Raw genomic sequence first — 17,064 nt, forward strand, 5'->3', positions numbered from 1 at the left:
CAGTGCAGCCGCCGCTGCCACGACGAGATCTACTGGAACAAAGAGATGGTTTATGAAATGAACGATGCAATTGATGAAAATCTCTGTATCCCGGCAGAATTGATCCCTCGGTGTCCCAAATGCGGTGCGGAAATGGAACCTTGGGTGCGAGGCTATACCTTTTTGGAGGGTAAGAAGTACAAGGAAGAATACAGAAAGATCAATGAGTTCCTGACTGCTAATCAGAATAAAAAAATCCTCTTCCTGGAGTTGGGGGTGGGGCGCATGACCCCCATGTTTGTTCAGGAACCCTTTTGGAATCTGACCTATTCTCTCCCGCAGGCATATTACATCACCATCAACCCAAAAGACGCGCTCCTGCCCCAAGCGTTATCTCAAAAGGGTTGGGCCATCAAAGAGGATATTGCCGCTGTCTTGCAGGATGCGGCAGCACATATGTCCGGAAAGGAAGACTCATCATGTATGATCTAAGACCAGTCGCAGAGAAAATCCAAAAAGCGGATGCCATCTTGATTGGGGCCAGCAATGGCCTGTCCATGACTGAAGGACTGCACCTCTTTGCAGATAACCAGGCATTTGAGAATTTGTTCGGCGACTTTAAGGACAAGTACGGCCTTCGGTGCCTGCTGCATGGGATGGGAACCCGCTGGCCTTCAGAAGAAGTAAAATGGGCCTTCTGGAGCAGGCTCATCCACCACTACTGCGGACAGTATCAACCCACACAGGTCATGCAGGACTTGAAAGCCATTGTGGGCAACAGGGACTATTTCGTCCTTACCTCCAACGGAGAATGTCACTTTGAACGCAGCGGATTTGCACCGGAGAAGATTTATGAAATCGAGGGGACCTGGCTGACCATGCAATGCGCCCGCCCCTGCCATGATACCCTCTATCCCATTTTGGAGTTGGCAGAGCAGATGGCAGCTGCGGAACAGGATGGCAGAATCCCCTCTGATTTGGTGCCCCGGTGTCCCCGATGCGGCGGCCCCATGGAGGTTCATATGGCAGCAGGGCCGAATATGGTTCCGGACCACGGCGCCACGCAGAGATTCCAGAGTTTTCTGAACCAATATCACGAAAAAAGCTGGTCGTGTTGGAGTTGGGGATCGGATGGCGCAATCAACTCATCAAAGCGCCTCTGATGCGTTTGGTGGATCAGGAGCCCAACGCCACCTATGTTACCATCAATCTGGGCGAGGTCTACATTGCAGACAGTATCAAACGCAAGTCATTTGGTCTGGACGGCTCGCTGGGCGAGATTTTATCCGCCCTTCGGGAGGCGGATCAACGATGAACATATCAGGAAAGGAGACACTAAATATGAAATTGGGAATTATTCGTTGTACGCAGACAGAGGACTATTGCCCCGGAAGTGGGGATTTTCAAACCATCCGTGAGCGGAAAGGCGCTTTTGCAGGTGTGGAGGATATTGAGCTGGTGGGTTTTATCAACTGCGGAGGCTGTCCCGGAAAGAAAGTAGTGCTGCGGGCGAACTCTCTGGTTAGCCAGGGGGCGGACACCATTGCGTTTGCCTCCTGTATCCAAAAGGGCACGCCCATCGGCTATCCCTGCCCCTTTGCCAAGCGGATGAAGGATCTGGTACAGAATGCCGTTGGCGACAAGGTTCAAATCCTGGACTATACCCACGACGCAGGACCGAAACAGGAATAAGTTTGCACCCGCACCTACCTGTGGTATGATAAATCAAACAGGAGGGTGATCCGATGCAAACCACTTCTTTGCCTCACGACCATGGACAGCCCATGGAGCAAGAACTGCAGAATATGCCCAGCGTGGAGAATTTTCAGACGCTGTCAGATATTTTTAAGCAACTGGGGGACGGCAGTCGCCTGCGTATTTTCTGGCTGCTGTGCCACTGCGAGGAATGTGTGGTCAATCTCTCCGCCATGGTAGGGATGAGCAGTCCGGCGGTATCCCATCACCTCAAACTACTGAGAGCCGCCGGTTTGATTGTCAACCGCAGGGCGGGAAAAGAAGTATATTATACCGCGGCAAACACACAGCAGGCTCAGCTGCTCCATCACATGATTGAAGACTTAGTGGTAATTGCCTGCCCATCAAAGCAAAATTTGTGAGGAAGTTCGCATGAAACAACAGGAACCCACACATGTCACACAGCAATTACAGGATGTTCCGGCCGGAGGCCTGACAATCGTTCGCAATTCTCCATCCGGTCAGGAGTATGTCCTTCTAACCGGGCAATTTTCTGCAAAAACAGTTGGAAAAGGGAAAATAGAAGCCTACCATGTATTCCCCGGCGTCGACGCTTCCTACAACCTGCTGTCAGCTGCGGAAATCACCGTACACCACGCTGCTTCCTCCTCTGTTCTGGAGCTATTCTACTGCCGTAACGGCCGTGTAGGCTGGAATATGCGGGGTGGCACAGCGGTCTATTTGGGTGCCGGAGATCTCACCGCTCACAGCTCCGCTTGCTGTGCGGACTCGGCCATGATGTTTCCGTTGGGCTATGCGGAGGGCATTTCTCTTTCCATCGATTTGCCGGTCCTGGACGCAAATTGCCCGGAAATTCTAAAAGAGTCCGGCTTGGATCTTCCAACCATACAAAGCACCTTTTGCGGTGAAAAACCGGTAGCTATCCCGGCCTGCCCGGAACTGGAAGGGATCTTTGCGCCCCTGTATTCAGCCCCCTCTTTCCGGCGCAGGGCTTACTTACAGCTCAAAATCCAGGAGTTGCTGCTCTATCTCTCGGATGTGGAGCCCGAAAAGCATGCACTGACGCAATACGGTTCTCAACAGACGGAACTGATCAAGGAAATCCACCGTCAGCTGACAGAACATTTGGATCAGCGGTTTACCATTGAGGCACTCTCCAAGCAATACCTCATCAACACCTCCACGCTGAAGGAAGTCTTTAAGACCGTATATGGCCTGCCCATTGCCACTTACATGAAAGAATACCGCATGGCACAGGCCATGAAACTGCTGAGAGAAACCAGGATTCCGATCTCCGAAATCGCAGATCGGGTGGGCTACGAAACCCAAGGGAAATTTTCAAAAGCATTCAAAGATGTGACACAGATACTCCCAACCGAGTATCGTCGTACCCAGGATTCCAATTGGAACGATTAAAACAGGCAAAAGATTTTAGCCACAACCGCTTGAAGGGCACCCCTTTTGCAAGGAGTGCCCTTCAAGCGGTTTTTTGTAATCTCGTTGATTGTTCAGATAATCTGATTGCCGGTAGACCAGACATGGTCCTTTTTCGCTGCAGCAATCGTGTTCTGGGCCATGACACCCACCAGCGGATGGGGGGTGTAAAGCTCCTCCAGGTAGGCACACTCCTCCACCGTCAGGGCGAGATCCACCGCCTTGGCGGCCCCTTCGATGTGATGGAGTTTTGTAGCTCCAACCACCGGAGCGGTAACACGGGTCAGCAGCCAGGCCAGGGAGATTTCTGTCATGGAAACGCCCCGGCGGTCCGCCAGCTCCGCCACCCGGGTCAAAATGGGAGCGTCCTGATCGTGAGCCGCGCCGTATTTGAGTTGGGCGTAGCTGTCCTCCTGAAGCCGCTTGGAGGTCTCACCGGAGCGCTTGGAAAGCCGCCCGCCGGCCAGAGCGCTGTAAGGGGTCATGGCAATGTTCTCCTCCCGGCAGTAGGGTGCCATCTCCCGTTCCTCTTCCCGGAAGATCAAGTTGTAGTGCCCCTGAACGGAGACAAATTTGGTAAAGCCCTCTTTCTCCGCCAAGGCGTTGGCCTTGGCGAGCTGCCAGGCAAAGCAGTTGGAAATGCCGATATACCGAGCCTTGCCCGCCTTTACAGCGTTGTTCAGTCCCTCCATGATGTCATAAAGGGGCGTCTGGTGATCCCACATGTGATAGATATAGAGATCTACATGGTCCATCCCCAGGTTCTGAAGGCTCTTGTCCAGCATCCGCCGAATGTGCTCCTGGCCGCTGATGCCGGCCTCAATTTCCTCATTGGTGCGGGGCAGGAACTTAGTAGCTACCACCACCTCGTCCCGCTTGGCAAAGTCCCGCAGGGCCCGGCCCACATACTGCTCGCTGGTGCCACTCTGGTAGCCAATGGCGGTGTCAAAAAAATTAACCCCAAGCTCCAGTCCTCGCTTGATGATCTCCCGGGAATGCGCCTCGTCAATGGTCCAGGAGTGCTGACCGTTTTGGGCGTCTCCGAAGCCCATGCACCCCATGCAGATACGGGAGACATTCAAATCAGATTTGCCCAGTTTTGTATGTCTCATATCGATTCACCTCAGAGTTTCAACCCGGACACCCATGTTTTCAGTTCGTCCGCGTTCAGCCGTCCGTTGAGTAATCGTCCATCCACGATCCTGGCACCGGGCACACTGGCGCGCAGGCTAACAGCCGATTTGCCCAGCCCGCTGCCGCCGGAGGTGGCAAAAAGGATAATGGTCTTGCCGGTAAAGTCGTAACTCTCCAGGAAGGTGTTGACAATAGTGGGAGCAACATACCACCAGATAGGAAAGCCCAGGAAAATGACATCGTGCCCAGCAATGGGGGCATCCGTATCGGCCAGGGCCGGACGGGAGTGCTTGTCGCTCATCTCCACACTGCTGCGGGAGCCCTTGTCCATCCAGTTCAGGTCCGCTCTTGTGTAGGGAATTGCGGGTTTGATTTCATAAAGGTCAGCATCTGCGGCCTTTGCCAGGACCTTTGCCGCCTTAGCGGTGGTACCGCTGGCGGAGAAATAAGCAACCAATGCGTTCATAGATGAAACCTCCTTTGACCTCATTGTAAATCCAGCACCTAAAAATGTAAAATACTCATTTCCTATTTAGAAATATTCTTGTAAGGCATTTTTATATTGCCGGATGGGAGTGGATATGATACGATGGACTCAAGGAGGCAGAACCATGGAACTTCGTGTCTTGAAATATTTTCTGGCGGTGGCCAGGGAGGAAAACATTACTAAGGCAGCAGCTCTGCTTCACCTGACCCAGCCCACCCTCTCCCGGCAGTTGATGCAGCTGGAGGAGGAGTTGGGGGTACAGCTTTTTCGCCGCAGCCGATATCACATTGAACTGACGGAAGACGGAATGCTGCTGCGCCGCCGTGCGCAGGAGTTGGTGGATCTGGCAGAAAAGACGACCAGGGAGTTTACCATGCGTGAAACAGAGCTGATGGGAGAAATCGCCATTGGTGCAGGAGAGACCCGAAGCATGTCCTTCCTCTCCCGCGCCATGGTTTCTTTCCGGGAACGCTATCCCAAGGTCACCTTCCGAATTTTCAGCGCCACCGCCGACGATGTGAAGGAACGGTTGGACACGGGCCTTTTGGATATGGGCCTTCTGACAGAACCAGTGGATGTAGGGCGATATGCGTTCTGCCGAATGAAAGAACGTGATCGTTGGGGGGGTATTGGTGCGCCTGGACTCTCCGCTCGCCGGACTGGATTCCGTCACACCCGATGATCTGGAACAGGTTCCGTTGATTATCAGCGGCCGTGAGCGTGTCCAGAGGGAGTTAGCCAACTGGTTTGGTGACCGATGGGAGCGGCTGCAGATTGCCGCCAGCTTTAATCTGATCCTCAACGCAGCCAACATGGTACGCTATGGTGTGGGAACCGCGCTGAGTTTTGATTTGAATTTTTCTTTTGATGATCTCCGATTCATACCGCTTTCTCCCACGATGGACACAGGAACCGTCCTGGTCTGGAAGAAGGATCTGGTACTGACACCGGTGGTGGAGGCCTTCCATCAGCATATCAAAAATGTGCAATAGGCATTTTTGGAAAAAGAAAATAAGCATTAGACATAGCAAAAAGTCTGATTTACAATGCAGGTGTCCGAGGAAGGACGCCTGCATTTTCATTTTGGAGGTTTTATGATGACGAAACAGGAGGCAAGCGAGCGCTACCAGATCCCCATGCACATCCTGAGCGAATATGAAAGCTGGGGGCTCTGCGGGGCGGTAAAAGAAGTGATGGGGGCCTGGCAGTACGACGACACGGATCTGGAACGGCTGAGCACCATCCTGACGCTCCATGACCTGGGCTTTACCACATCGGAGGTGGAGACTTATATGCGCCTGCTCCTGGAGCAGCCCCACACGGAGGAGCAACGACTCAGAATGCTGGAGGAAAAGCGCACAGCTGCTCTGGATGAGATACACTTTAAGGAGCGCCAGCTCCAGCGGCTGGATTACCTGCGCCATGAGATACGCAAGACACAAACCACGCCAGGAGGAGGCACCAAAAAATGAAACGACTGTTTACGATTCTAATCACTTTGACTCTGCTGCTTGGCCTGACGGCCTGCGGCCAGGTGGAAACCCAGAGCAACCCCGGCCAGTCCCAGACGCAGCAGGAGGGGATATCCTCCAAGGAGGAGTCGTCCACTCCCAACCAATCCACCCCTCCCGCTTTCTCCACGCCGGAGGCAGGCGAATCTGACGTGGAAACACCGGAAGACGGCGTTCTGGTGGCCTACTTCTCCGCCACCGGCAACACCGAAGGCATTGCCCAGCATCTCCAGAGCATCCTGGATGCCGACCTCTATGAGATCGTTCCGGAAGTGCCGTACACCGACGAAGATCTCAATTACAGCAATGACAACTGCCGCGCCAACCAGGAGCAAAATGATCCTGCCGCCCGGCCCGCCATCACTGGTACTCTGGAACATCCGGAGAACTACAATGTGGTGTTTCTGGGCTACCCCATCTGGTGGGGGCAGGCCCCCAAGGTGATTTACACCTTCCTGGAGAGCTGTGACTTCGGCGACGCCACTATCGTTCCCTTCTGCACCTCCAGCTCCAGCGGTATCGGCTCCAGTGCCGACGGCCTGCAGGAACTGACGGAAAACGCTCGGTGGCTGGATGGCCAGCGGTTCAGCGGCAGTGCGTCCCAGAACACTGTGGCTTCCTGGGTGCAGGGACTGGATCTCCCCGAATCTTCTCCGGTATAAGAGCGGCCATGATGTTCAGAGCTTGAGGTTTTCCAGCCTGGGCATGTGCTGCATCGGCCACGGCAGCGGCGAGGCAGTTTTTGCCAAAGTTGAGAATCTGCTGAAAGTATGATATACTACCGCCGTATATGGAGCAGAATCAACTTTTGCCTGGCATTTCGAATGACACAACCTTATCAGTGAACCATGTAAAAGCTGACAGCTGGAGATAAAAAGCAAGAGCCGGAACTACAGGGGGAAATTATCTTGAAATTTGACATTCAAAACTTAACATGGACACGAGAACCAAAGAGTTGTGTGATCACACAGGATCGAATCGAAATTGTCACGAAACCCCACACGGATCTTTGGCAAAGAACCTATTACCATTTCCGCAACGATAATGCTCCCGTATTGCAGATGGAAACGGAAGAAACGTTTTTTTCCTTTGTGGTAAAAACGGAATTTTCGGAAAGCCATCACCGCTTTGACCAGTGTGGGGTTGTGCTGTATCTGGACAGTGAAAACTGGCTGAAGGGTTCTATTGAATATGAAAATGAGACCTTTCAGCACCTGGGCAGTGTGGTGACCAATCACGGCTATTCTGACTGGGCGACCACGGAGATCTCTGCCCATATAAAATCCATGTGGTACCGCTTAAGCCGCAGAGAAAATGATTTTTGCATCGAGTGCTCGGAAGACGGTAAGTCATTCCATCAGATGCGCATCTGTCACCTGAATGAAGCTGAGGGAAAAATATCCTTTGGCATTTACGCCTGCAGCCCTGAGGACTCGTCCTTCCGCGCGGCTTTCACCAATATGGAAGTAACAGACTGCAAATGGATGGCACATGACGGGCAGGCTCCAGACGACAGTATTTGAGTTCAAAAAGGCCGACTGTGGACAATAACAAAGTATCAGCAGCAGCGCCTCCGAAGGCAACATCTTACGATGTGCTTCCGGAGGCGCTGCTGCTTACTTCTATGTTGGAAATTCTGCGACAGTTTACCAGTCCGCAGAACTTCTCACTCATGGATGCCAGTGTAGTCTGTTCCATCCCTTCCTTGACGGCATTCTCAATCCCGTGGTACGGGATTTCCAGCACTTTGCGGACATTCTATGCCACCGTGCAGGGACGGCCCTCGCAGAAATGAATCTCAACCAGAGAGGGGCCCCCTTTAGGTTCCAGTACGCTATAGATCAGATACAATGTGATTTGGGATGGATCGACACACAGCTGGGCACCGTGATAAGCCCTGCTTTTTTCAACGCGCTGAAAATGTTGCGGATTACAACCAGATCGCTGCCGGTACTTTTATGCTCTCTGCTGCCAGCCTGATGCTGAAGAAGGTATGCTCTGAGTGGAAAGATTGCGAACTGTTTCTTTGACTACGGACAGTCCACCTTAACACCGCCATTCAGTTCCTTATCGGAACACTGAAAGCGGTATTTTTTATAGCCCCTCGTCTATCATTTTCATCAAACCATACACCGCAGTCCATGGGCAGAAAACTTACCACCTTGCGAGAGCGTACGGTTCGCATCCGTAAGGTCGACGGTTCGATCCCGTTCAGGTCCACCAAGATAAGAGGACGCGGCTTTCGTCGTGTCCTCTTATTTTTGCTTAGTGCTATAAACTTCACCCAGACGCATTCCGATACAAGAAAAGAATTCCTCTCGAGCCTGTATTAAATCAGAGGGCCTGCGGCAAAGTGCCGCAGGCCCTCTTTATTCTTTGCGTTAAAACAGCTGTCCGGGTAGTTTCAACTTCTCCTTCGGCGGAAAGCTTTTGTCAAACTCCTCTGCCGCAGCTTCATCCACATAGTAGCCCTGCGGCGTATGGTAGACACCAGTGATGCCGTCCAGAAAGCCGGGTTGGAGTTCCTTGAGCAGAACATAAGGAACAATCTCCTGCTCCTGCTCCCCGTGGTAGCGGATGCCCCGAGTCCCGGCCACTACAAAACCAGACTTGCCGTAGAAGTCGATGTTGCCCTCGATGCACAGGGCCCCGGCCCCCAACTCCCTGGCCCGCTCCATGGAGTAGTCCAGCAGCTGTTTGCCCAGGCCCTTCCGCTGAAGGTCGGGGCGGATACTGATAGGGCCGAAGGTCATCATGGGGATATCCCGGCCATCATCAGCCACAATTTTGGCGTTCATATACATAATATGGCCAATGAGCTGCCCGTCCCGCTCCATAACCAGGTCCAGTTCCGGAACAAAGGCGGGATCGCTTCGCAGCACGTGGACCACATAGTGCTCCAGACAGCCGGGGCGGTATACGTTCCAAAATGCCTCCCGGGTCAGGTTCTCTACAGCGGCATAGTCTGCCGGGGTTTCTCTGCGAATGATAATATTTTCTTCCTTCATGACTGTTTCCTCCTGAATATTGTTGATTCAATATTGGGAGGCAAGAGAATGATGCTCTGGCCTCTGGTCAGGGCACAATCTCCAAGGCGTTGTTTCGTTTCAAACAGCATATCTCCTAGATTGAATTTCCGGCAGCACCGGTGTTGTCATGATACCATTTTTCCCTTCCGTTCACAAGTGCAGAAGACTGGTATCATTTAAAACCGTGCACAGCCAGTCACTTGTTTACTCCGACTGACAGTAAAAGTATTGCACATAGTATCCTCCAGGTACATCGCCTAACCTTAAGATTCGATAAGGTGAAGTCAATTCGTTGACAGTACTGTGACGATTGGATATACTGGGGCCGTCCATCGAAATATACAGTCCCTTTTCCGCCGGCAGCGAACCTTCAGGTGCGTTGCCTTTTGTTTCTTTTAAAGTTAGTATTTTCTAACTAAAACACAGCCTGCCACTACTGTATGATGGACGCTTCTTTTTTCGCTGATTCCATAGCAATCGCAATCATGATTATCTGCCTCCCCATTTGCGGAAGTTACGTGCGAAATACGTGGTTACATTGTGCGTGGAGTGCAGAAAGAACAGCTAACAGAAAGGAATGTGAGGAAACTGAAACATCTCCCCTTATCTGTCCGCGTCCCCATTGAAGCGGACAACCCCAGCATCGTACGTTGGGAAGAAAAGTGTATCCGGTGCGGCATGTGTAAGGAGGCCTGCACCAATCTGATGGGCGTGCACGGCACCTATACCCTGGAGGAAACCGGCGGGAAAGCGGTCTGTATTTACTGTGGGCAGTGCGCCAATGTCTGTCCGGTGGACAGCATTACCGAGCGGGACGAGTGCCCTCAGGTGCGTCAGGCTGTGGCAGACCCCAACAAGGTTGTGGTGGTCAGCACCTCCCCGGCGGTCCGCGCCTCTCTGGGCGAGGAATTCGGTATGGAGTCCGGCGCCTTTGTAGAGGGAAAAATGGTGGCGCTGCTCCGTGCTCTGGGCGCCGACTATGTGCTGGACACCAATTTTGCCGCCGACCTTACCATTGTGGAGGAGGCAAACGAGCTGGTTCGCCGGGTGACCCAGGGGGATCGCCCTCTTCCTCAGTTCACCAGCTGCTGCCCCGGCTGGGTACATTTTGCGGAGATCTATGCCCCTGAGCTGCTGCCCCACCTCTCTACCGCCAAAAGCCCCATCGGCATGCAGGGCCCCACCGTTAAGACCTATTTTGCCCAAAAGATGGGATTGGACCCGCGGCAGATCGTCCATGTGGCCCTGACGCCGTGTACGGCCAAGAAGTTTGAAATTCGCCGGGAGGAGATGCACGCCGCTGCCGACTACCATGGTGTGGAGGGAATGCGGGACACCGATCAGGTGATCACCACCCGTGAGCTGGCCCGGTGGGCCAGGGCGGAGGGCATTGACTGGAGCGCTCTGGAGGATTCCTCCTATGACTCTCTGATGGGCAAGGCATCGGGCGCCGGTGTCATTTTCGGCAACACCGGCGGCGTAATGGAGGCTGCCCTCCGTACCGCCTATGAATATCTGACCGGCCGGAAGGCGCCGGACAGCCTGCTCCAGCTCAATCCCGTCAGAGGGTATGAAGGCGTGCGTGAGGCCCAGGTGAACATCGGGGATCTGACGCTGCAGGTGGCCGTTATTTACGGCACCGCCAGAGCCCGGGCGTTTCTGGCAGAGATGAAGCAGAGCGGAAAGCAGTACCACTTCGTGGAGGTCATGGCCTGTCCTGGCGGCTGCATCGGCGGCGGCGGACAGCCCAAGGACCTGATGAAAAATGCCGATGAGACCCGTAAAAACCGCATTGCAGCTCTGTACCGCCGGGATGGCTCCATGGCGCTGCGCACCAGCCATGAAAATCCGGAAATCAAAGAGGTCTATGCGGACTTCTACGGCCACCCTCTCAGCGAACAGGCGGAGAAGATGCTCCACACCACCTATCAGGACCGGAGCGGCCTCATAAAGAAGGCGGAAGCGCCCCATGCTGCCAAGTGGATTTGTGGAATCTGCGGCTATGTCTATGATGAGGCAGAGGAGGACGCCCCCTTTGCCTCCCTGCCCGAGGATTGGGTATGTCCCCTGTGCCATGCCTCCAAGCAGGTCTTCTCTCAGGTGCAGCAGACCTCAGCTCCCATTGTAACCGCCGAGGAAATGGAACCCGCTCCGGAACAGCCCTCCGGCACAGAGACCGTGGGCGGAATATCTGGCCCTGTAAGCAAGTGGAAATGCAAAATCTGCGGCTATATCTACGAGGGTGAGACCCTGCCCGAAGATTTTACCTGTCCCCTCTGTAAGCAGCCCGCCTCCGCCTTTGAGCGGCTCGGATAAATTTCCCGTACCAACTCCAGTTCCCACTGGCAGCTGCCATTGAGAAGTGCCAAAAAGGACAATACCATTTGCGTTCTGGAAAACGCCGCAGGAAAATCTGCGGCGTTTTCTGCTTATTCCCGTCAAATGTGGCTCTATTGCTTTCATGCCTGACATTGCCTCACTGAAAACTGTGGAAACACCATTGAATTTCACCTGTCACTGTGATCTGATTCATAATTTTCAAAATATAATTGCGTGCGCACGCACTTTGCTGTATGATAAATACTTGGAGGCGAAAAACATGAAGCTATTGAAGTGGCTGTCTGTGGCGGACCGGTTTGCCAAAGCATATCTGGATGAACGGCTGGCTCCTCTGGGCATCAACAGCAGCCAGCATATTTACCTTTTAAAAGTATGCGACCATCCCGGGATTTCTCAGGATTCCCTGCTGGACAGTGTATATATCCACCCCAGCAATATGGTGCGCATGGTCGCATCACTGGAGAAAAAGGGCTTTTTAACCCGGACTCCCTGTGAACAGGACAAGAGAACCTGGCAGCTCTACCCAACACAGCGTGCGCTGGATATCAGCGGGCAGATTCGGGCCGCCTGCGCCGAGACCGAGCGTGCTTTGATGGATGGCCTTTCTCCTGAGACCCAGGCCGAGTTCCAGGCTGTTCTGGCCGGAGTTGGCAGGAGAATGGCAGAGGCTCAGGGTGTTGTCCGGAAGGGGGATGAGTTTGATGAGCGATAATCCCCTTGCAAACGAAAAAATCTCCAAGCTGTTGAGAGGCTTTGCAATTCCAAGTATTACAGCCACTCTGGTCAGCTCTCTCTATAATATTGTGGACCAGATCTTTATCGGGCAGGGGGTCGGCTATCTGGGCAATGCCGCTACCAATGTGTCCTATCCCCTCTCCACCATCTGTCTGGCGATCTCACTGCTGCTGGGAATCGGCAGCGCCTCCAGATTCTCCATCTATCTTGGAAAGAACGAACCGGAGCGGGCCGCGCAGCTGGTGGGAAATGGCGTCGTTCTGATGGCCGGAGCCGGAATTCTTTACTTTATTCTGGGGGAGAGCTTTCTGACACCCCTTCTGCGGTTATTCGGGGCCACCGAAGAAGTCATGCCCTTTGCCCGACAATATTCGGAGATTATTTTGCTGGGAATGCCCTTTCTCATTCTGACCAACGGTATCAGCAACCTGATCCGTGCAGACGGCAGCCCCAAATATTCCATGCTGTGTATGCTGGCCGGCGCCGTAGTCAACACCATTTTGGATCCCATATTTATCTTTGTTCTGGACTGGAGCGTATTCGGAGCAGCTCTGGCCACAATTCTGGGACAGTTCCTCTCCTTTTTTCTCGCCCTGCGCTATCTGTGGCGTTTCCGCACAGTGATGCTGACCAGGGCCTGTTTCCGCCTGAAGCCACGGGACAATCTGCGCACGCTCTACATGGGCATCAGCAGCTGTATCAACCAGATTGCCATCACCATGGTCCAGATCGTGCTCAATAATTCCCTGGCCTACTATGGCGCCCGCTCCATATACGGGGAAGACATCCCCCTGGCCGCCTGCGGCATTGTAATGAAAACAAACGCCATCCTGCTTGCCATTATCGTGGGTATCTCCCAAGGCGTACAGCCCATTATCGGCTTTAATTTTGGCGCCGGGAAATACGACCGGGTACGACAGGCATACCGTTTGGCTATTCAATGGAATTTTGTTGTATCCGCCGTTGGCTTCTGCCTGTTTCAATTTTTCCCCACCCCGATTATCTCTCTCTTTGGTAAGGGAGAACCCCTTTATATCGAGTTCGCCGTTCTGTTTATGAGGACTTTCCTCTTTATGGTGCTGGTCAACGGCGTCCAGCTGCTCTCCTCCAACTTCTTTACCGCCATCGGGAAAGCGCTCAAGGGTCTTCTGCTCTCATTGACCCGACAGGTCTTCTTTCTGATTCCTCTGGTCCTCCTGCTTCCCCTGCGCTTTGGTATCTTTGGTGTACTGCTGGCTGGTCCTATCGCAGATTTCATTGCATTTGTGGTCTCCATTCTCCTTGTGTCCAGAGAATTCAGAATACTGAACGGTCAGATGCAAACATGCTGACTGGTGATATCTTTCATGCAAAAATGCCCGGAGCAGAAGCTCCGGGCATTTTTATACCTGTTTTTATTTGCTGCTCAGAGACCCAATCCACCGCTGGAGGATGGCTGCAGCCTCCGACCGGGCAGCTGTACCCGAGGGGTCCAGAAGGCTCTCCGCTCTGCCGTTTATGACGCCGGTATCTACGGCCCAGGCCATCGCCGCACAGGCCCAGTCGGAGACACTGCCGTTGTCTCCATAGGCCTCCAGGACGGTGTCATCCGTCTCCGGCGTACCACCGCTCCGGTATTCGGCATAGCGGAAGAGAATGGCCGCCAGCTGTTCCCGGGTGACCGGGTCCTCAGGGCCAAAGATGCCCTCGCCGTAGCCGTTCATCACGCCGCTGGTCTGAGCCCAATTTACAGCATCGGCGTAGTAGGCGTCCTCAGCCACGTCCGCAAAGCCCGCCTGTCCGGCACCGGTTTCCGGCTCTCCCTCCAGGCGGTAGAGCATGACGGCAATCATGCCCCGGGTGACTGTGCCCTCCGGGAGGAACGCGCTGCCGCTTCCCTCCATAATACCCGCGGCGCAGACGTATCCCACCGCATCATAGTACCAGTCGGTCTCCGATACGTCGGCAAAGGGATTGAGCCAGGGCTCACTGGTAAGGACGATAAGTCCCGCGGCGTCAGTCTCCGCTGTCAGGGTGGCGGCCAGAGGGTCCCAGCTGGTCTCCAGCGCCGTCATGGTGCCGTCCTCCGCCAGCAGGGCCATGCCCGGCACTGCCGGGGATGTATCCTCCGGTGTCCAGGGCAGGGTCAGGATGGCGGGAGCGGGCAGCGTCTCCAGGGCGCTGCCTCCGGCCGAGACGGCAAAGGTATACACCGTCCCCCCGGCCACGGCGTTCTGCTGGGCAGCGTTCAGATTCTCCGCCGGGCAGAGCGCCACCGTCAGAGCCTCCTCCCCGGCAGTCTCAGCCAGGCTGGCCAACAGCTCCGGGGAAAGTGCGGCGCTCCCCGACGGCAGGCGGATGGTCACGCCCTTGGTCAGGGCCGCCGCGTCCGTGCCGTTCAGAGAGACCGCCTCTGCCCCCTCCACGCCGGACAGATCCAAGAGAGCCTCCCCTGCCGCCAGCTTGTCCAGCTGTTCTTCATCAAAGGTGAGGGCCGCTGTACCGTCGGTCAGGGCATAGCGGAAAGCGCCGTCCTGGGATTCCAGCAGCTCCAGGTCGGGCTCCTTGGCCGGAGTACCTCCGCCGCCGGAGCCTCCGCCGCTGCTGCCGCCTCCTCCGGTACTTCCGCCTCCGCCGCCCGTCCCCGGGTCAGGGGTCACGGGGGTAGTGTCGGCAATGGTGACGGTCAGCGCCGCTTGCTTCGCCGCCTCAGTGCGGCCGTTATCAAAGGTGAATGTCAGGGTGTGCGCTCCCTTGCCCAGCCTGCTCAGCAGGGCATGGGTGAGGATAATGGCGCTGTCCGTCAGAATGTAGTCTGTCCCGGCGGCCAGCACAGTCTCCCCCGCCGCCGCCCCGGTGAGCTGGTTCCCGTACAGGCTCAGCCCCACGGTCACACCGCCGGTCTGGGTGTACAGGTCATAGGAGGCAGAGGATTGCTCCAGCTTGGCGTCGCTCACCGGCAGGGCTGCCACGGTCACGCTCACCGTCACGTCGCCGCTCTTCTCATCCCCACTGACGCCATGGAGTGTAAAGGTCACCGTCTGCCCGGCGGCTCCCGCGGTGGGCGTATAGGTCAGTGTATTGCCCGCCAGCTCCGCTGTGCCCAGCTCAGGAGCCGCAGAGAGCGCATAGGTCTCGGCATTGGTGAACCAGCCGGACACGTCCGCCGTATAGGGCTGAACTGCGGTCAGGCCGTCCAGGGAGGCGGGGGTGGCGGAGCCAGTTTGGCTCTCCTGCCCTTCGGCCACCGCCGGAGGCTCGGGCACAGGGGTTGTCTGCTCCGACCAGCCCGCGTAGAGTGTCACAGCTCCCACGCTGCCCGCCGGAATGGCGGTCACAGGCGCTCCGGCGCAGCCCTCCGTCAGGTACCAGCCGGTAAAGTCGTACCCCTCCCGGGCCGGGGTGGGCAGGACCACCTGGTCCCCCTTGCCAATCTGATAGGCAGACGACCATGTACCCTCAGCGGGAAGGGTTCCTCCGCCGCAGTCATAGGTGATGGTCTGGTCAGCTGTCAACGCCTGGACAAAGGCCGCCGCCGAGAGGTAACCCCAGCCGTAGCTGGTGTCGTACCCCGCCTCGCCGCCGTCTGTCACGCTGGCCTTCAGCAGGGTGCGGAAGCCGTCGTTATCGATGGCCTTGTCCACCTGCTTGGCCAGGGCGGCCATAGCGGACACCATGGGGGTGGACATGGAGGTACCGGTGTCCGAGCGGTAGCTGTTTTCCGCTTCATAGCCGATGTTGTAGATACTCACTGCCGGGGCGGTGAGGAACACGCTGTCGTTTCTCTGGGTGTTTGCATACAGCGTGCCGTTCTCCCCCACGCCGCCCACGCCGGTGACGCAGTCAAAGGCGGCGGGATAGCGGTAGGCGGTGCTGTTGTCGTTGCCTGCGGCGGCCACCAGAATGATGCCCTGGTCTGCCGCTCTCTCAAGGGGCTCCTTCAGGACGGCCAGGCTGTCGGCATTGGTGCCGCCGAAACTCATATTGATAACGTCCACATCCTGGTCAATGGCGTACTCGATGGCGCTGAGAATGGTGGAGACGCTGCCGCTTCCGGTGGTGCCGCTGTCTTTTGATGCAAAGCAGCGCAGCACCAGCAGCTCCGCCCCGTCGGCCAGGCTGGCCACGCCCACGCTGTTGTCCGTCTGGGCGGCCAGGATTCCCGACACCAGACTGCCGTGGCCGGTGGTGTCCGTCCAATCGGTGATATCTACACTGCCCTCAGTAGCCAGGAAGTTGCAGCCTGTGATATTGGTGTAGTTCAGGTCCTCGTGGCCTTTCACCAGGCCGGAGTCGATGACCGCCACGGTGACGCCGCTGCCGTCCAGGCCGGAGGCCCACACCTCATCCATGCCCAGCGCGTCCAGATACCACTGCTGCGCCGCGCCGGGATCGTTGGGCGAGACCGCCCCGCCCTCTTCTCCCTCGCCCAGCAGCTCCAGCTGAGCGTCCGGCACGGCCATCTCCACCAGCCCCGCGTCCAGCCAGAGCTGCAGCTCCTCCAGGCTGTCCGCCGTGTAATATCCATCTGCATAGGGCACCGGCTGTACTCCCTCTGCCGCGTTCAGCGGCATAACGGCAGTCTCCTTCATACGGAACAGATAGCCGGTCTCTTCCCCGGCCTCCTCCAGAGCGGATACCCCGGGGAGCCACAGGGTCAGGCCCAGGGCGGCGGTCAGGGTGAAGGCCAGCAGGCGGCGCATTTTCATGGATATCGCTC

15 protein-coding genes and 2 pseudogenes are annotated in these 17,064 nt (G+C 55.7%); 13 read left to right on the forward strand and 4 right to left on the reverse strand.

Annotated elements, in window-relative coordinates; translation table 11 throughout:
- The 6 genes and pseudogenes from ACOX7T_RS12585 to ACOX7T_RS12610 form a co-directional block, all read left to right on the forward strand.
- Positions 1 to 471 (forward strand): annotated as a pseudogene (locus ACOX7T_RS12585) (NAD-dependent protein deacetylase); the annotation flags it as partial.
- Positions 459 to 1,142 carry an NAD-dependent protein deacetylase, SIR2 family gene (locus ACOX7T_RS12590; protein WP_433443289.1) on the forward strand — a complete coding sequence of 228 codons (684 nt, stop codon included), beginning with the start codon at positions 459 to 461 and terminating at the stop codon, positions 1,140 to 1,142. The pseudogene ACOX7T_RS12585 and the gene ACOX7T_RS12590, both read left to right, overlap by 13 nt.
- Positions 1,142 to 1,294 carry a hypothetical protein gene (locus tag ACOX7T_RS12595; RefSeq protein ID WP_433443292.1) on the forward strand — a complete coding sequence of 51 codons (153 nt, stop codon included), beginning with the start codon at positions 1,142 to 1,144 and terminating at the stop codon, positions 1,292 to 1,294. The genes ACOX7T_RS12590 and ACOX7T_RS12595 overlap by 1 nt, the downstream gene beginning before the upstream one ends.
- A 26-nt stretch (positions 1,295 to 1,320) precedes the next feature.
- The gene (locus ACOX7T_RS12600) at positions 1,321 to 1,671 is read left to right on the forward strand and encodes a CGGC domain-containing protein (protein ID WP_040646647.1); all 351 of its coding nucleotides are present in this window, start codon (positions 1,321 to 1,323) and stop codon (positions 1,669 to 1,671) included.
- 53 nt (positions 1,672 to 1,724) lie between these two features.
- Positions 1,725 to 2,096: an ArsR/SmtB family transcription factor gene (locus ACOX7T_RS12605; protein ID WP_040646649.1), complete on the forward strand. Its 372-nt coding sequence runs from the start codon at positions 1,725 to 1,727 to the stop codon at positions 2,094 to 2,096.
- A 10-nt stretch (positions 2,097 to 2,106) separates the two neighbouring features.
- Positions 2,107 to 3,111, forward strand: coding sequence for a helix-turn-helix domain-containing protein (locus ACOX7T_RS12610; RefSeq protein WP_006572291.1), 1,005 nt, complete (start codon positions 2,107 to 2,109; stop codon positions 3,109 to 3,111).
- A 92-nt stretch (positions 3,112 to 3,203) separates the two neighbouring features.
- Here ACOX7T_RS12610 and ACOX7T_RS12615 read toward each other — a convergent pair whose 3' ends face one another.
- Both ACOX7T_RS12615 and ACOX7T_RS12620 read right to left on the reverse strand, forming a co-directional pair.
- A complete protein-coding gene (locus ACOX7T_RS12615; RefSeq protein WP_433443297.1) occupies positions 3,204 to 4,241 on the reverse strand; it encodes an aldo/keto reductase in 1,038 nt (345 codons plus the stop codon).
- Between the two features lie 11 nt (positions 4,242 to 4,252).
- A complete protein-coding gene (locus ACOX7T_RS12620) occupies positions 4,253 to 4,729 on the reverse strand; it encodes a flavodoxin (protein ID WP_006572293.1) in 477 nt (158 codons plus the stop codon).
- A 145-nt stretch (positions 4,730 to 4,874) separates the two neighbouring features.
- On the opposite strand from ACOX7T_RS12620, the pseudogene ACOX7T_RS12625 reads away from it, so the two are divergent.
- The 4 genes and pseudogenes from ACOX7T_RS12625 (at position 4,875) to ACOX7T_RS12640 (ending at position 7,784) form a co-directional block, all read left to right on the forward strand.
- Positions 4,875 to 5,742 (forward strand): annotated as a pseudogene (locus ACOX7T_RS12625) (LysR family transcriptional regulator).
- A gap of 102 nt (positions 5,743 to 5,844) precedes the next feature.
- The gene (locus ACOX7T_RS12630) at positions 5,845 to 6,222 is read left to right on the forward strand and encodes a MerR family transcriptional regulator (protein WP_418055077.1); all 378 of its coding nucleotides are present in this window, start codon (positions 5,845 to 5,847) and stop codon (positions 6,220 to 6,222) included.
- Positions 6,219 to 6,923, forward strand: a complete 705-nt coding sequence (locus ACOX7T_RS12635; protein ID WP_433443300.1) for a flavodoxin — start codon at positions 6,219 to 6,221, stop codon at positions 6,921 to 6,923. The genes ACOX7T_RS12630 and ACOX7T_RS12635 overlap by 4 nt, the downstream gene beginning before the upstream one ends.
- A gap of 246 nt (positions 6,924 to 7,169) precedes the next feature.
- Positions 7,170 to 7,784: a DUF1349 domain-containing protein gene (locus tag ACOX7T_RS12640; protein ID WP_204875489.1), complete on the forward strand. Its 615-nt coding sequence runs from the start codon at positions 7,170 to 7,172 to the stop codon at positions 7,782 to 7,784.
- Positions 7,785 to 8,642: 858 nt separating this feature from the next.
- On the opposite strand, the gene ACOX7T_RS12645 is transcribed toward ACOX7T_RS12640, so the two are convergent.
- Positions 8,643 to 9,269 carry a GNAT family N-acetyltransferase gene (locus ACOX7T_RS12645; RefSeq protein WP_433443303.1) on the reverse strand — a complete coding sequence of 209 codons (627 nt, stop codon included), beginning with the start codon at positions 9,267 to 9,269 and terminating at the stop codon, positions 8,643 to 8,645.
- Between the two features lie 600 nt (positions 9,270 to 9,869).
- Between ACOX7T_RS12645 and ACOX7T_RS12650 the strand changes: the two genes are divergently transcribed.
- The 3 genes from ACOX7T_RS12650 to ACOX7T_RS12660 all read left to right on the forward strand — a co-directional run bounded on the left by ACOX7T_RS12650 (position 9,870) and on the right by ACOX7T_RS12660 (position 13,696).
- The gene (locus ACOX7T_RS12650) at positions 9,870 to 11,606 is read left to right on the forward strand and encodes a [FeFe] hydrogenase, group A (protein ID WP_433443306.1); all 1,737 of its coding nucleotides are present in this window, start codon (positions 9,870 to 9,872) and stop codon (positions 11,604 to 11,606) included.
- A 283-nt stretch (positions 11,607 to 11,889) separates the two neighbouring features.
- The gene (locus ACOX7T_RS12655) at positions 11,890 to 12,342 is read left to right on the forward strand and encodes a MarR family winged helix-turn-helix transcriptional regulator (protein ID WP_433443309.1); all 453 of its coding nucleotides are present in this window, start codon (positions 11,890 to 11,892) and stop codon (positions 12,340 to 12,342) included.
- Entirely contained in the window at positions 12,332 to 13,696 is a 1,365-nt protein-coding gene (locus tag ACOX7T_RS12660) for an MATE family efflux transporter (protein ID WP_433443374.1), read from the forward strand. Before ACOX7T_RS12655 ends, ACOX7T_RS12660 begins: the two co-directional genes overlap by 11 nt.
- Before the next feature lie 63 nt (positions 13,697 to 13,759).
- Here the strand turns inward: ACOX7T_RS12660 and ACOX7T_RS12665 are convergent, their stop codons facing one another.
- Positions 13,760 to 17,053 carry a S8 family serine peptidase gene (locus tag ACOX7T_RS12665; protein WP_433443312.1) on the reverse strand — a complete coding sequence of 1,098 codons (3,294 nt, stop codon included), beginning with the start codon at positions 17,051 to 17,053 and terminating at the stop codon, positions 13,760 to 13,762.
- Positions 17,054 to 17,064 lie beyond the last annotated feature (11 nt).

The sequence above is a fragment of the Pseudoflavonifractor sp. genome (genome assembly GCF_050943825.1).
Lineage (GTDB): Bacteria > Bacillota > Clostridia > Oscillospirales > Oscillospiraceae > Pseudoflavonifractor.